Origin of the sequence: Clostridium saudiense, from assembly GCF_000577815.1 — a bacterium.
In the GTDB taxonomy this organism is placed as follows: Bacteria; Bacillota; Clostridia; order Clostridiales; family Clostridiaceae; genus Clostridium; species Clostridium saudiense.
The window spans coordinates 1-16,449 of the sequence record NZ_CBYM010000048.1 but is presented as its reverse complement, the minus strand read 5'-3'; the positions used below and the strand labels follow the sequence as shown (position 1 = coordinate 16,449).

Annotated in this window: 12 protein-coding genes and 2 pseudogenes; 2 read left to right on the top strand and 12 right to left on the bottom strand. The window is 28.5% G+C overall.

The window, feature by feature from the left end; genetic code table 11:
• Window positions 1–58 precede the first annotated feature (58 nt).
• The 8 genes and pseudogenes from TY07_RS15530 to TY07_RS15500 form a co-directional block, all read right to left on the bottom strand.
• Window positions 59–895, bottom strand: a complete 837-nt coding sequence (locus TY07_RS15530; protein ID WP_042402216.1) for an aldo/keto reductase — start codon at window positions 893–895, stop codon at window positions 59–61.
• Between the two features lie 10 nt (window positions 896–905).
• The gene (gene rpiA / locus TY07_RS15525) at window positions 906–1,577 is read right to left on the bottom strand and encodes a ribose 5-phosphate isomerase A (RefSeq protein WP_042402214.1); all 672 of its coding nucleotides are present in this window, start codon (window positions 1,575–1,577) and stop codon (window positions 906–908) included.
• Window positions 1,578–1,594: 17 nt separating this feature from the next.
• On the bottom strand, window positions 1,595–2,449 hold the full coding sequence (locus tag TY07_RS15520) for a MurR/RpiR family transcriptional regulator (protein WP_042402212.1): 855 nt from the start codon (window positions 2,447–2,449) through the stop codon (window positions 1,595–1,597).
• Between the two features lie 167 nt (window positions 2,450–2,616).
• A pseudogene (locus TY07_RS18645) lies at window positions 2,617–2,763 on the bottom strand (TrkA C-terminal domain-containing protein); the annotation flags it as partial.
• Window positions 2,764–2,868: 105 nt separating this feature from the next.
• A pseudogene (locus TY07_RS15515) lies at window positions 2,869–4,259 on the bottom strand (potassium/proton antiporter); the annotation flags it as partial.
• 268 nt (window positions 4,260–4,527) lie between these two features.
• Window positions 4,528–5,895, bottom strand: coding sequence for an MFS transporter (locus tag TY07_RS15510; protein WP_242833272.1), 1,368 nt, complete (start codon window positions 5,893–5,895; stop codon window positions 4,528–4,530).
• A gap of 39 nt (window positions 5,896–5,934) precedes the next feature.
• Window positions 5,935–7,581, bottom strand: a complete 1,647-nt coding sequence (locus tag TY07_RS15505) for a glycoside hydrolase family 43 protein (protein WP_042402204.1) — start codon at window positions 7,579–7,581, stop codon at window positions 5,935–5,937.
• A 97-nt stretch (window positions 7,582–7,678) separates the two neighbouring features.
• Window positions 7,679–8,848: a glycoside hydrolase family 5 protein gene (locus TY07_RS15500; protein WP_042402202.1), complete on the bottom strand. Its 1,170-nt coding sequence runs from the start codon at window positions 8,846–8,848 to the stop codon at window positions 7,679–7,681.
• 238 nt (window positions 8,849–9,086) lie between these two features.
• Here TY07_RS15500 and TY07_RS15495 point away from each other — a divergent pair, with 238 nt between their 5' ends.
• On the top strand, window positions 9,087–9,947 hold the full coding sequence (locus tag TY07_RS15495; RefSeq protein WP_042402198.1) for an AraC family transcriptional regulator: 861 nt from the start codon (window positions 9,087–9,089) through the stop codon (window positions 9,945–9,947).
• An 18-nt stretch (window positions 9,948–9,965) separates the two neighbouring features.
• Here the strand turns inward: TY07_RS15495 and TY07_RS15490 are convergent, their stop codons facing one another.
• A complete protein-coding gene (locus TY07_RS15490) occupies window positions 9,966–11,645 on the bottom strand; it encodes a peptide ABC transporter substrate-binding protein (RefSeq protein ID WP_042402196.1) in 1,680 nt (559 codons plus the stop codon).
• A gap of 543 nt (window positions 11,646–12,188) precedes the next feature.
• On the bottom strand, window positions 12,189–13,259 hold the full coding sequence (locus TY07_RS15485; protein ID WP_042402192.1) for a M42 family metallopeptidase: 1,071 nt from the start codon (window positions 13,257–13,259) through the stop codon (window positions 12,189–12,191).
• Between the two features lie 179 nt (window positions 13,260–13,438).
• Here TY07_RS15485 and TY07_RS15480 point away from each other — a divergent pair, with 179 nt between their 5' ends.
• The gene (locus tag TY07_RS15480; RefSeq protein WP_052330757.1) at window positions 13,439–14,161 is read left to right on the top strand and encodes a gamma-glutamyl-gamma-aminobutyrate hydrolase family protein; all 723 of its coding nucleotides are present in this window, start codon (window positions 13,439–13,441) and stop codon (window positions 14,159–14,161) included.
• A gap of 84 nt (window positions 14,162–14,245) precedes the next feature.
• Here TY07_RS15480 and TY07_RS15475 read toward each other — a convergent pair whose 3' ends face one another.
• Together TY07_RS15475 and TY07_RS15470 are read right to left on the bottom strand one after the other, a co-directional pair.
• Window positions 14,246–15,922, bottom strand: a complete 1,677-nt coding sequence (locus TY07_RS15475) for a peptide ABC transporter substrate-binding protein (RefSeq protein WP_042402189.1) — start codon at window positions 15,920–15,922, stop codon at window positions 14,246–14,248.
• A 263-nt stretch (window positions 15,923–16,185) separates the two neighbouring features.
• A partial coding sequence (locus TY07_RS15470) for a hypothetical protein (RefSeq protein ID WP_042402187.1) occupies window positions 16,186–16,449 on the bottom strand: 264 nt, incomplete at its 5' end.

The following is a 16,449-nucleotide window of genomic DNA, read 5'->3' as shown; positions in this document are numbered from 1 at the left end:
TCAACTTATATTATTTGTGGTTCTCTAAATTTATATTTGTAATTAATGTAAGGTATAATTATTTGAAATCAAGATAAGTTGTATTTTCAGGTACTCCTGTTATTGAAGCATTATACCCTTCATCTAATGAATTAATCGCGTTCATATCTTCAGTAGAAAGTTCAAAATCAAAAATATCTAAGTTTTCTTTTATTCTTCCTTCATTTGAAGACTTAGGTATAGGAATTACCCCTCTTTGTATATGCCATCTTAATGTTATTTGTGCTATAGATTTCTTATATTTTTCTGCTAATTTTAACATTAACTCATTAGTAAATAACTTCCCTCTCATAATTGGGCTCCAAGCAACAAGTTGAATATTATTTTCCTCACAGTATCTTAGCATATCATTTTTAGAACTTTGAGGATGTACTTCTACTTGATTTACCATAGGCATTATTTCAGCAGTTTTCTTTAATTCCTCTAAATGTCCTATCTTGAAATTACATACTCCTATAGTTTTCACTTTACCTATTTTATAAAGATACTCAAAGGCCTTCCATGTTTCAGAATTTAGTTTATTTGGCCAATGAATTAGATATAAATCTAAATAATCAACTTGTAATCTTTCTAAAGATTTGTTAAATGCTTCGATTGTTTTATCATATCCATGATCATCATTCCAAAGTTTGGTAACTAAAAATAAGTCTTCCCTTTTAATTCCACTTTCTTTTATACCATTACCAATTCCAACTTCATTTCCATAAAATGAAGCAGTATCTATTTGTCTATATCCAGCTTCTAATGCGTACTTAACAATTTTAGCTGTTTCTTCATCACTTCCAGATTTATATGTTCCAAATCCTATAGATGGCATATTTACACCATTACTTAATACTTTAAAATTTTTTATCATTTTACATAACCTACCTTTCAACTTCTATTAATCTTACTTTATCTTCACTTGCAACAATAGCTTTTGTTGCTATATTATAAAATAAAGAGGTATCTAAAACTCCAACTATCTTTTTTAAATTATCATTTAGCAATGAAATATCTTTTATATCATCTTTATTAAACTCAACATCCATCAAATATAAACCATTATCACTTATAGTAATACCATCTTTTGAAGGGCTTGTTCTCATTTTAGGTATTCCTCCTAAGTTTTTAACTTCCTTTTCAACAAGAGCCTTACTTTCTGGAAGAATTTCTAATACAATTGGATATTTAAACTCTAATCTTTTTACAACCTTACTTTCATCTACAAGTAAAATATAATCATCTGCCATAGTTGCAATTATTTTTTCCTTTGTATGTATTCCGCCACCACTTTTTAAAGCTATAAGATTTTCATCTACTTCATCACAACCATCAAATGCAACAGATATTTTATTAACTGACCATGTTGGAAGAACTTTTAATCCATTTTCTATACAAAGACTAGCGGTTTTAAAAGATGGTGTTACTACTTCAATATTTAAACCTGCTTCTTTTATAAAAGATATAAGGTATGAAATAGTACTTCCACCACCTAAACCTATAATGGTATTGTCTTTAATATATCTCAATGCTTCATTTGCACATCTTTTCTTCATTAATTTCACTCCTATAATTAAATTTTACTATCTGCAATAGATTGCTCATGTTTACTTAAATTTTTGTAAACATCAGGTTTTCCTACTGTTAAGAATAAATATAATATTTCTATTACAGTCATGGCAGATATTCGCGAAAAATAATATTCTTCCAAAAATAATTTTTCACGTGTTGCAGTTTTAATATGATAATCTGAAATTTTAGCAATTGGGGAATTATTGCTGTTTGTAATAGAGACAATATAAGCCTCCTTAGCTTTTGCAGCTTCAATTACATCAATTAGTCTTTTAGATGATCCTGAATTTGATATTATTATAACAACATCACCTTTTGATAAATTAAATGTATAAGCTATTTGCGTTTCCCATATTGGATTTGTAACAGAAGGTATCCCAATTTGATTGAATTTATAACATCCATCAAGCGCTACAGGTATTGTATTTCCTACAGCAGCAAACTGTACATTTCGAGCATTTCTAATTAAATTTAATATTTCACTTAATTCTTTTTCATCTATCATAGAAACTGTTTGTTTTAATTCTTCAACTTTATTAGCTAATATATTACTTAATGATTCTTTTATATTACTTTCACTTACATCACCTGAAATTTTCACATCATCTTTTTTAGATTCAACAAGTTCTCTTGCTAAAGTTATTTTTAAATGATGAAATCCTTTCATATGACATTTCTTACAAAACCTCGTAACTGTTGCATCACTTGCTCCAGCAGATTCTGCTAATTCTGAGATTGTCATATCAATTACTTTTTGCGTATTGTTAACAATATAATCAGCTATTTTCTTTTCAGCTTCATAAAAGTTATTATATTCAGCAAAAATTATGTCAATTACAGATTTATTTTTTTTCATGGTATGTCCTCCTTTCTATAGATAACTCCATTAATTAAAATATAACAACAAAAATTAATTTTGTAAATAATTGATTGTGCGAAAATAATTTTCGTGTTAAAAAAATAAAATACTATCATCAATATTATGATGATAGCACTTTATTTTTTTTCTATTATTTATGCTATTTACGCTATTACTAAAGATTCAACCTCTTCGAAATCATTAGCAGTTACAACAAGTATATCTTTAGGCTTTATTACTGTATTACCATTTAGTACTATTACTTTATCATTTCGCTTAATCATAACTATTAATATATCTTTATTTATATTTGAATCTTTTATTGATTTATTAGCAATACTACTATCACTATTTACAGAAATCTCTACTAAATTTGTACTTTTTCCTTCTTTATAATATTCAAAATTGGCAAGAGTATTACCTGATAGGACTAAAGTATCTCCGGGTAAAATTACTGTTGATCCATTAGGAACTAATACATCGCCTTTACGTTTTATCATAACAACTAGTATATCTTCAGGAATATTTGAGTCCATAATACTTTTATTTGCAATAGGACTATTTTCACTAATTGTGAATTCTATCAATTTAGTACTTTTATTTTCCTTATAGTCGTTAAAAGTTTTTAAAACAGATTGATCATCATCTATTAAGTCAAGCTTTCTTGCCACCTTTGGAATAAGTGTCCCTTGAACTGATACTGAAAATAATCTATAAAGAATATTATGTGAAATATATCCTAATTTATATGAACATCATATGTTACAGCAAATATTGCAAAAACAATTGATGCTGCACCTCTTATTCCTACCCATGATATAAAAAGTTGCTCTTTAATAGGAACTTTAAACCAGCTTAATATGCTGAATGTTGCAATAGGTCTTGCTATTAAAATCATAAATATTGATATTGATATTCCTTTAAACATAACTGATGGCATTTGTGATGGAAATGCTAATAATCCAAGTAAGAAGAATAATAAAATTTGCATTAACCATGATACTCCATCAAAGAATTGGAAAATACTCTTTTTATGAGGTATTTTACTATTTCCAATTATTATACCTGTTATATAAACACTTAGGTATCCATTACCACCAAAATATTCACTTAATGAATAAGCGAGTATAGCTATTGCAGTAATGAAAATAGGATAAAAACCTTCTATCTCAAACATTACATTTCTTAATAAATAAACTGATAGTTTTGCCAATACTATTGAAGCTAGAATTCCTACGATGATTTGATTTAATAGCATTGGAACTATTGATCCATATCCTTGATTTGACATTAATCCTAAAATAATAATTGTAAGCATATATGCAAAAGGATCATTGCTACCACTTTCTATTTCTAATATAGAAGCTATTGATCCCTTTAAATTCAACTTTTGTGAACGTAATATTGCAAAGACAGCAGCTGCATCTGTGGATGCAATTACAGATCCTATTAGTAAACCCTCTAATAAGGAGGTTTTAAAAACTATTGAAGAAAATAATCCAGTTAAACCAGCAGTTATAACAACACCTAATGATGACATAAGTATTGATTGAACTGCTATAGGCTTGGCCATCTTCCAATTAGTACCGAATCCACCATAGAACATAATAAATATTAATGCTATAGAACATATATCACTTGCAAGTTCATAATTATCAAAGTATATACCTACAATTCCATCTGAACCAAAAAGCATTCCTAGTACTATAAATATTAAAAGTATAGGAACTCCAAATTTATATAATATTTTTGTAGATGTTATACAGATTAATAAAACTAATGAGCAAATAATCATTAAACTTATCATATTTCATTCCCTTTTTGCTAAAATTTATATTTTTTCATCTTTATAGCACTATAATTTGGTAATATCGTCAATGATAACCAATGTTAAATTTAAGTAAAATTTAATCACTAATTATTTAATAATACTAATTTAGGATTTGGAAATTAACTAGTATTCTTAAATAAATACATATTTTACTTTTAAATATTTAAAAAAGGGCTTCAATGAACTGCTTATTTATTTTGCATAAATCAGTTCAAAGAGCCCTTTTGGTATGATTACTTTTATATTATTTATTTTCTGCTCTAGATTTTAAATCAGACACTATTTCATCGAATTCTTTATCTAAATTATAGAATTTTAAGATAATTAGTACTAAAGCATAAATTACTATTGGAACTATTACATATACTAATCGAATTGAAAAAATTGCTGAAGAGGACTGTGTTGCTGATTGAGCCATATATCCACCAATTGCAAGTATCCATCCTAGTACTGCTGAACCAAGTCCATTACCAACCTTATATCCAAAGCTTGCAGCACTATTAGCTAATCCTTCTGTTCTATATCCTGTTTTCCATTCTCCATACTCAATTGTATCAGATAACATAGCCCACATAGTAGCACCAGAACAAGCATTACCAATACCACGAATTATGCTTGAAATCATAACTGTAGCATAACCAATTCCAGGAATAGCAATCATTATTGTTCCTAGTATTGTTATAATGAAACCAATTGCCATTACATTTCTCTTTCCTAATTTTTTAACAAAGCCAGCAATTAAGAACATGCAAATTATTTGAGAAATATTCATAACTGAGTTAATAGTATCAGCTAAGTAAATATCACCTAATATAAATTCTGTATAGAATGTTGTTGAACCATAAGTTAAAGCCATACCAATAAATAAAAGTAAAAGGATTAATGTAACTTGTATCCAGTATTTATTCTTAAATAAGGCCTTAAATCCTTCTTTTATTGGAATTTCATTAGCTTTTTCAGCATTTGCTGCAACTACTCTTTCTTTAGTTCCATAAAAAGTTATAAGGAATGCTATTAAAGATAAAGCTCCTAATAATACAAATGTTTTAGTCCAAGCACTTGCATTGTTACCAAAAAAGGTAATCAATCTTAATGTACAAGAGTTTATTATTAAAGTACCAGCTGTTGCTAATAAATTTCTATAAACACTTAAAACTGATCTTTCATAAGGATTTTGTGTCATTAAAGCATTTAATGTTGAATATGGTACGTTTATTGCTGTATATATTACAGTAGATACTAAATTATAAGTTATGAATACGTAAACAAGCTTTGCAGCAGTTCCCCATGAAGTTGGAACAGCAAATAATAATATTCCTGATACAGCAAATGGTATTGCCATTCTTAAAATCCAAGGCCTTGCTTTACCATGTTTTGATTTAGTTCTATCAACTATGATTCCCATTATAAGATCACTTACACCATCAAATAATCTAGATATTAACATTATTGTACCAACTGCTGCAGCACTTACGCCAGCATAATCTACATAGTATTTTAATAAAAACACTGACATTGCAGTATAAATTATATTACAACCAAAATCTCCGCATCCATATGCAAAACGCTCAAATATTGATAACCCTTTGTTTGTTGATTTTTTATTTTCCATTACTCCTTGCATAACTCTCAAACCTACCTTTTATATATTTTACTCTACATTTTTTGATTCATCAGCTTTATAATCAAAGAAATCAAAATCTGCATAATGTTTATGAAGAACTCTATCTGCACAAGTAATTCCTACAAATGTACCTGTAAATTCACCATATTTACAATACTCATCAGAGAATTTAGTTGTATCAAATACTTTACCTATTCTTTCGTAATTTTCACCATTATAAGACCATTCAAAGTATGAACTTCTTCCATTAATTTTTAATCTAAAATAAATAGGAGAATCATCTACTTTTACTCTAGTATTAATAAACTCTGTCTTTTCACCATTTTCTAAATGAATTATTGAAATAGCACTACTATTTAAAGTATCACTATAATATTTTCTTAAATAAATGTAATTCATATTATCATAATACATTATTAATCCAGCACTATGTTGATGTACTTCAGGCTTAAATTCCATCTTTGTTGTTATAGTTGCATATACAGAAGTTAACTTTCTAGCTAATATACTAACTTTATTTAAGGAGCATCTAGATTCTTGTCCCCTTATTCTAACATAACCTGGTCTAGATTTTACATCTGCAAATGAAGTTGGCATAATTCTTGGTGAATAATATTGTATTCCAAGTTCCCCGCTATCAAAATCATCAAAGCTAGGAATTTGGGGTAATTTATATTCTGGAAGTTTACTTTCTTCAATAAACTCTTTTGCTAAATTAGAGCCATCAGCCATTCTTAACCACCCATCATCTGTCCAAATCATCTTCTGAATAGCTGTTTCACGTCCTAGAGTACATCTTAACTCTGGAACAAATGGTCTTGCTGTAAGATGAACTAAATATACTTCACCTAACTGTGTCTCAACATAGCTACCATGACCAGATTTTTGTAAAATAGATTCTGGATTATAGTATTTGGGTTTTAAATGATCCGGATCATGTCTTTCATAAAAATCCCCTGGTATTGATGTTACTATTGGGTTAGTAGGATCACCTTCATATGGGCCCCAGACATTTTTTGATCTTCCCATAGTAACACTGTGTCCATAGCCTGTCCCACCTTCAGCGCACATTATATAATAATACTCTCCACGTTTTGTTAAGTGTGGAGCTTCAATACATCCTCTATTAGTTCCACCACTCCAAATTCGTTTTGGATATCCTATAATTTCTTTCTTTTCAGGGCAATATTCAACCATACAAATTGCACCTGGTTTTTCGTATCCTTCTCTAGTTTCCCATTCTAATGAAACTATATATTTTCTACCATCATCATCATGTAAAATTGATGCATCAAACCCTGATGAATGTATATATACAGGTTCACTCCAAGGACCTTCTATATTTTTTGATGTTATTACAAAATTATCAACATCAAAATACCTAGCATTCATGGAATTCATCACTCCATACACTACATAAAATAAATCTTCTTTTTCACAATAAGTTAAGCAAGGGGCCCAAATCCCCTTTGCTGAAGGTAATTTTTTCAAATCTACAGCTGTATCATTTGTTAAAACATGAGTTAATAGCTCCCAATTTTTTAAATCTTTCGAATGATATACAGGAATTCCTGGAAACCACTCAAAAGAAGAGACAGCCATATAATAATCATCACCTTTTCTACAAATACATGGATCTGGATTAAATCCAGGCAAAATAGGATTTCTAATCATATTATTTCTCCTTTTATTAATATAATTTTTTTTATAGTTCATAATTTATCTTGTACTAACATTAATTGCTTTATATAATGTCAGTACTTTATAATGTCTAATTTTTTTCAATAGGATACCAATCTTGTGCTACACATTTTCCTAAGTCCCAACTATCCCAACCAATCCATCCTGGTTCATTAACTGTATCTAAAAGTAATTTATAATTCCAATAAAAATGTCCACTTCCTTTTTTCCAGGCATTTAATTGAGCTTTAGCAATAGTACTATATAATTCTTTCTTTTCATCAGAAGAAAGAATTTCCGTATTTGCTTCTACACCATTTAATGGAGATTGTCCTCCTTTGGTATCTACTCCTGTACCATAAGAATTAAATAAACTCCACTCTCCACAAATTACTGGGAAATATTTCTGCATTTCTTCAACATCTTTTTCAAAATTTTCTTGAATATATTTCACATAAGCTTCAAGATTTTTTTCACAACCGTTAGCTTCTGCAACCATTAAGTATTGATGTGTATCTAAAACAACATTTTTAAACTCTTCTTCTCTCATAAAATCTTTCCATGATTTTAAATCGAAACCATCATGAAATACTACAGCTTTATCTTCTGGCATATGCTTACGCATAACCCTATAAGCATCAATATAAAAACTACGTAAAAACTTTAATGAAATAGGACCACTTCCTTTAGCCATTTCTTCATCAACTGGCTTATACCTATTTTGGATATCAAATAAATCCCACATCTTTTCTGTTATAGGCTCGTTTAATATTTGTATTCCATAAAGACCTTTTCTTTTTCCGTATCTTTCTGCTAACCTTTCTAATAAGCTCAAGGTAAATTGAACACTTTCAGGTTGTTTGGCCCACTTACATACTCCTGATATCCCACCATTGTCAAACCCATTTTGGCTACCTGGAACAGTATGCAAATCGATTAGAATACTTAATTCATACTTTTCAGCCCAATTAAAAGCCTTGTCTAACTCTTCTATACACCCTATAAAAGGTTTACAATCACCAAAAATAAAATAAGGAACTGGAATACGAACTGCATTAAGTCCAAAAGATTTTATAGTGGCAAAATCTCTTTCAGTTATATACTCGCTACGATGAATTTTTATTCTAGATTCATATACATCTTGAGGTAAACTTCTTGGAAGATAATACTCATCTTCTGCATCTGTTCCATAAAATAATGTTGGACTCATCCACTTTTCTAATACTAACCAATTTCCTAAATTAACTCCATTTATATACATAAGTATTCCCCCTCATATTACAATCAATAATATGTCTATATTGATTTATTTATAATATCATATATTATTCAACCAATGAATAAAATAATGTTTTTCACTTGGTATGCTTATATTGTATACTTTTACATTGTGTTATAAAAGTATCATTATTGTCTAATTTATTAGTCAATATTATCTTTTTTATAAATTGAATTAATAAGAATATTAACATATAATTTAATAAAGGGAGGTTATAACTATGGCTATAAAAGGATTTACTCATGAAATTATACAACCTACAGAAAATTTAGATGTTTATATTGAATTGTTTAATGATGAAGGACGATATGTATCAAGTCATTGGCATAATTCCATTGAAATAATATATCTTACATCTGGAACATTACAATTAGATATTGGTGAATATAAATATAATTTAAAAGAAGATGACTGCATATTAATTAACTCAGGGGTTGTTCATTCAACTCATTCAATTGAGGGAAATACATCTATTATGATTCAAATTCCAACTGCTTTATTAAATAAATATATTCCAAACTATAAAAACTTTTATTTTGATGTTTATTCAAATACAAAGAATGAAGAATATTTAAAGAAAGCTAATAACTTAAAATATATATTGAAAGAAATGGAATCAATAGAAAAGTCACCTTCAGATGCTGGTAGATTAAAATTTACAAGTTTAGTATTTGAACTGCTTTATGAACTATATACAAATTTTAGAACAACTCTTGGTTCTAAGCAAATACAACATAGCAGCTCATCACTTTCAAGATTTGAACCTATATTAGAATACACTAAACTAAACTATAATAAAGCTATTTCTATTCAAGAAATAGCTAATGTTGCACACTTGCAACCAGAATATTTTTGTAGAAAATTTAAGCAATATATGGGACAAACATTTTTAGAATATTTAAATGAAATACGACTTGCACACATATATAAGGATTTAATTAATACTAATAATCCACTTTGTGATATATTAGAAACACACGGATTTACAAATACTAAATTATTTTATAAAACATTTAAGATGAAATTCAATTGTACACCTAAAGAAGTTAGAAAAACAATGAAAAAAGATGATTTCAAATAGAAATCATCTTTTTATTAATTATTCTTTGTATGCACCTTGTAAGTAAACTGTACCTAATACAGAAACTTGGATACCCTTAACATTTTCATTCCAACCCATAACAGTTGTATAGTAGTAAATTGGAAGTATAGGCATATCATCCATTAAGATATCTTCTGCTTCTCTTAATTGTTCTTTTCTCTTATCTGGATCTGTTTCTACTTTTGCTGCAGCAATTAAAGCATCGTATTCTGGATTGCTGTAACCTGAATCATTGTTACCACCACCAGTTACAAATAAATCTAAGAATGTCATTGGATCACTATAATCACCTATCCAACCTTGTCTTGCAATTTCATATCCACCTTGTTGTCTAGTATTTAAGAATACAGCCCATTCTTGGTTAGCTAATTCAATATTGATACCAATCTTAGCTAGGTTTTCTTGAAGTATTTGGCAGATATCTTTATGAGCACCTTCTGAGTTATACATTAATTCTATTGTAGGAAGACCTTCACCATTTTCATAGCCAGCTTCTTTTAATAATTCTTTAGCTTTTTCTATATTTCCATCCATGTCAGAAGGATCATAATATTCTTTATCTGCGAATTCAGTACCATCTGGATTATAGATACCTTCTGGTACAAAGCTATAAGCTGCAACTTGTTCAGCTTTACCAACATTATCAATAATTTCTTGTCTGTCAATTGCTAAATTAATAGCTTGTCTTACTAATTTATTACTTAATGCTGTTTTTACATCTTCCGCCATATCATCTTGCTTACCAACGTTAATACCAAAATAATATGTTCCTAATTTAGGTGAAACATGAACTAAACCAGCTTCTTGACCAGGTTCAATTTCATTTGTTGGAACAGAGTTAACAACATCAAAGTTTCCTGCTTGTAATTCTGAGTATGCTGTAGTGTCATCAGTTACAAGTTTAAAAGTTAATTTATCTAATTTAATACTATCCTTATTCCAATAATTTTCATTTTTTTCGAATACTAATTGATCTTTCATATCCCATTGAACTAATTTAAATGCACCATTAGTTACATAAGTTTCAGGTTTTGTAGCCCATCCTTCTGGATCAGCACTAACAATATCTTCTCTTAATGGAGCATATGTTGGAAATGCTAATAATTGAGGGAAGTATGTTGTTGGAGCTTCTAAAGTTACTTCTAAAGTATAATCATCAATAACATTAATTCCTAATTCATCAGCAGTTGCTTCACCATTATAGTATTTTTCAGCATTTTTAATATAATATAATTGATAAGCATATTCTGCAGCATTTTCCTTAGTAAGCGCTCTTACCCAAGAGTACTTAAAGTTATCAGCTACAACTGGTTCCCCATCTGACCATTTACCATCTTTTCTTAACTTAATAGTATATACTAAACCATCATCTGATACTTCAACACTTTCTGCTGCACCTTCAACTGCATTATCATTTTCATCAAGTGTCATAATACATTCAAAAGCATTAAGAATAACTGTTGATGCTTCTGAAGCAGTATTAATTGTAGGATCGATTGTTTCTGGATCAGCTCCTAAATTAAATACTAATTCCTGTTTAACTGTATCACTGGCATTACTATTACCTTTGCTTGAAGTACTACCATCATTTGAGCTTCCACAGCCAATGAATAAGGTTGTACTAATTGTTGCTGCCATTATAACAGCACATAGTTTTTTTAGTTTTGAACTTTTCATCTTAAATTTGCCCCCTTTGTAATATATATAAACTGCTTTAAGCAATTTATCCTATTAGAATTATGAATTATATCAATTAAAAACTAATAGCAAACTTTTTGTATAATTATAAATATATTGATTTAATTAGTCATAATTTAAATACCAAGTATTAACTATTTAATTATTTATTGTTAATTCATAATTTAATTATACTTGCTTTTTTTACTTTGTCAAAACATATCGTTAATATAAGTTATATTTTTTTAATATATTCTTAACTTTTTTCTAAGGTTTTAATCAATTTAATAATATTTTCATTTTAGTTAGTTAACGTTTCCAAGGGCTTGTTTACACGCTTTCAGAAATTAATCTAGGAATATTTATACATTATTTTAGTAGTAAAATTATAAAAATAATAAATTTCTAATAATTTACTATTCGCAGACAAATTCCAATATTTATACCATTATAGAAAAACATTCCAATCCATATTATTTATCTTTGAATTAAAAAAATCTACAATTTGTTATAAATTATTAGCAAATTGTAGACTATAAATTATTATAATATTTTATTTATATTATCTTTTAAGCTTACTATTATTTCATATGCAAGCTTTACTGTTGCTTCTATATCGGCTTTAGCACAAAAATTATAATGACTATGGACATAACGTGAAGGGATCCCTAATACTAAAACAGGTACAGCTTTATTAAATAAACTTATTTTAGCTGCATTTGTTGATCCACCCCTTCTTACTGCATTTTGAAATTTAATATGTTTTTCTTCGGCTATGTCTTCTGCATACCTGATGAATTTATGATTACCAATATATCCTTGATCTAGATTTCGTATTTGTGTTCCATTTTTTAATACACTTTGAGCTATTCCTTTAGAATAATATAAGTCATCAGCAGGAGATCCTTCAAATACGATAGCTAAGTCAGGCTTTACTACTTGTGAAGTTATTTGAGCTCCCCTAGTGCCAACTTCTTCTTGTGCTGCAAAGGCACCAATTATATCAAAACCTAAGTCTTTTTCTCGTGAAAGAAGCTTTAATGTTTCAATTATGCAAAAACAACCGACTCTATTATCAAAAGCTTTTCCATAACATACTTCTAATTCTTTGTTATAATCGAATTCTACTTTAGGTGCAATTGGATCTCCAACTCGTATATTAAAAGTATTTACTACTTCATCTTTACTAGTTGCACCTACATCTACGTAAATATCTTCAATTTCTAAAGTATTATTAGCTCTTTCTGATGCTGTCATAAAATGTACAGGTTTAGAAGTTGTAATTCCTTTAATAAGTTTACCATCTCTATTTTTTATATATACAGTATGTGCAGGAATATTAGTTATATGCCATCCACCTAATTGTACTATACTTAATAGTCCATTTTCATTAATAGCTTGTACCATAAAACCTACTTCATCAGTATGTGCATCTAACATTATAACAGGTCTTTTTTTGTTGTTATTCTTTAATTCAACATAAACATTATTCATAGCATCTATATTAACATCCATTTCTCTACAATGTTTTTGAATTATTTTAGTAACATCATCTTCAAAACCAGATGGTCCGAATGAATTTGATAACTCCTCAAGAATACTTAAATTAATCACATTAATCCCCCTTTTATATATTTGCAATACAATATAAATTATTACTTTTTTTACATTATACATTTATAAAATAATTTTGTCTATTAACTTTAGTCTTTATTTTACATATTTTACTTTATTATGAGATTTTTTTGAATTATAATATATATTATATATTTGATATTGAGGGGGCTATCCATATGAAAATACCTAAGATCGCAATTGCGGGTGGATTAACTAAAGATTTTAGAGTTGAATTTGCCGGGGATTATTATACAAAAGTGAATAACAATTATCCTAATGCTATATTTAATGCAGGTGGAATACCTATAATTTTGCCATTAATTAATGATATTAATATAATACAAGAACAATTATCATGTTGTGATGGATTATTATTACCAGGTGGCATAGATATTAATCCTTTATCTTACGAAGAACTTCCTAAGCCTTTACTTGGAAATACTAACTCATTAGTTGATTGGTATCATATAAGCTTAGTTAAAAAGGCATTTGAGATGGATATACCTATTTTAGGAATATGTAGGGGATGTCAAGTTATTAATGTTGCCTTTGGTGGTACACTTTATCAAGATATATCTTATGCAACAGAAACTCAAATTCTTCATAAACAAGATAGTCATTTATCAGAAAGATGTCATCCTATTTTCATTGAAAAAAATAGCTTTATATACGATATATTTGGAAGTAACTATCTAGTTAATAGTGCTCATCATCAATCTGTTAAGCGAATAGCTCCTAATTTTAAAACTACAGCAGTATCTCCAGATGGAATTATTGAAGCAATAGAATTAGTAGATGAAAAAATAGTAATAGGTATACAGTGGCATCCAGAAATGATGGCTTCTAATGACGAAATTACTCTTAAATTATTTAGAAAGTTTATTGATTGTTGTAAATAAAAAAACTCACTGAACCTTTTAGGGTTGAATAAGCCCCTGTCTACTTAACGGGGCTCTTCAATTTCAGTGAGTTTTTTCCATTTATTATTTAGCTATTTTATATGCATTTTTGAAATATACTTTTCCCAGTGCTGTAACAAGTACTCCTTCTACGTCATCATTCCATGCCATAACAGTTGTATAAAAATATACTGGTATAACTGGCATTTCATCCATTAATATATCTTCAGCCTGCCTTAATAACTCTTCTCTTTTTTTAGTATCAGTTTCTACTTTTGCTTCTGCAATAAGAGAGTCATATTCAGAATTACTAAATCCACAATCATTATTTCCTCCGCCTGTTACCCACATATCTAGGAATGTCATAGGATCACTATAATCACCTATCCAGCCGTGTCTAGCAATTTGATACTCTCCATTTTGTCTTGTACTTAAAAATACAGCCCATTCTTGATTTGTTAACTCTACATTAACTCCAATCTTAGCTAAATTTTCTTGAACTATCTGACATACATCTTTATGAGCACCTTCAGTATTGTACATTAATTCAATGGTTGGTAAACCTTCACCATTTTCATAACCAGCTTCCTTCAATAATTCTTTTGCTTTTTCAATATTTCCATCCATATCAGAGGGATCATAATATTCCTTACTTGAGAATTCATTACCATCTGATGTTGTAATACCAAGAGGAACAAAGCTGTAAGCTGCTACTTGATCTGCTTTACCAACATTATCTATTATTTCTTGTCTATCAATTGCTAATGCAAGAGCTTGTCTAACTAATTTGTTACTTAGTGCGTTTTTAACGTTCTCTGACATACTATCTTGTTTACCTACGTTTATAGCAAAAAAGTATGTTCCAAGCTTAGGGAATATTTTCACTAACCCATCATTTTTACCAGGCTCAATTTCATTAGTTGGAACAGAGTTAACAACATCAAAATTACCTGCTTTAAGCTCCGAATAAGCTGTAGTTTCATCTGTTACTAATTTATATGTTATCTTTTCTAATTTTACATTATCTGCATCCCAATAATTATCATTCTTTTCAAAGACTAATTGATCTTTCATATCCCATCGAACTAATTTAAATGGACCATTTCCAATATAAGTATCAGGACTAGTAGCCCATGTATCTGGATTAGCTGTAACTATATCTTCTCTTACTGGAGAATAAGTTTGATGTGCTAATAATTGTGGATAATAAGCTGTTGGAGCTTCTAAGGTAATTTCTAATGTATAATCATCTAAAACCTTTAATCCAACCTCATCAGCTGTTGCTTCACCATTGTAATACTTTTCTCCATTTTTAATATAAAAGAATTGATAACAGTATTCAGCCGCTGTTTCTTTATTTAGACCTCTCATCCATGCATAATAGAAATCATTAGCAGTAACAGGTTCACCATCTGACCATTTTCCATCTTTTCTAAGTTTGAACGTATAAACCAATCCATCATCAGATACTTCATAGCTTTCTGCAGCACCAGGAACAGCCTCATTGTTTTCATTTAACACCATTAAACATTCAAATGCATTAACAATAACATTAGATCCATCAATGGCCGTATTTAACAAAGGATCAATTGTTTGAGGATCGGAACCTAAATTATAAACAATTTCTTGTTTCACCTCATTAGTTATAGTATTTCCGTCAGTTTTTGATTTTTCATTTCCACTACACCCTATAAACAATGTAGTACTCAGCGTCATCGCTAGAATTAATGAAAATATTTTTTTTAGTTTTGAAGTTTTCATAAACTTTGCCCCCTTTAAAAGTAATAATTTAATACTAGTCATCTTATAAAAGTAAATAGTCATATATTTTAAAATCCCCAATACATATAAATTTACTTTATATGTATTATGACTAGATATTACTATAAATGTAAAATAAATTAATTATTTCCTCTATTATAATATTATTTTGGGGCTAAGAGAAGTAAAAATGTAAAATTTGTTTATAAATTTATTAAATATTTAAATTGCTTTATTTAATTTTAGTATATAAATCAACATATTTAGTTCTTTTTATTTACTTTGCTCATTTTATTTAAAGCAGTAATAACTAATGCTGATATAATTACAATCCAAATAAAAAAATTACTAGCACCTAAGAAATTATTTCTTTCTTTCATATAAGTAAGAAAAGCTGAAATCTCAGCTTCTGAAAATATCAAATTTGTTTTAAAAATAATAGTATAAATAAGCATTATTATAATACCAGCTATTAAAGTTTTTATAATTAATAATCTTTTCATCATTTCCCCCAAACAGAATTTTTC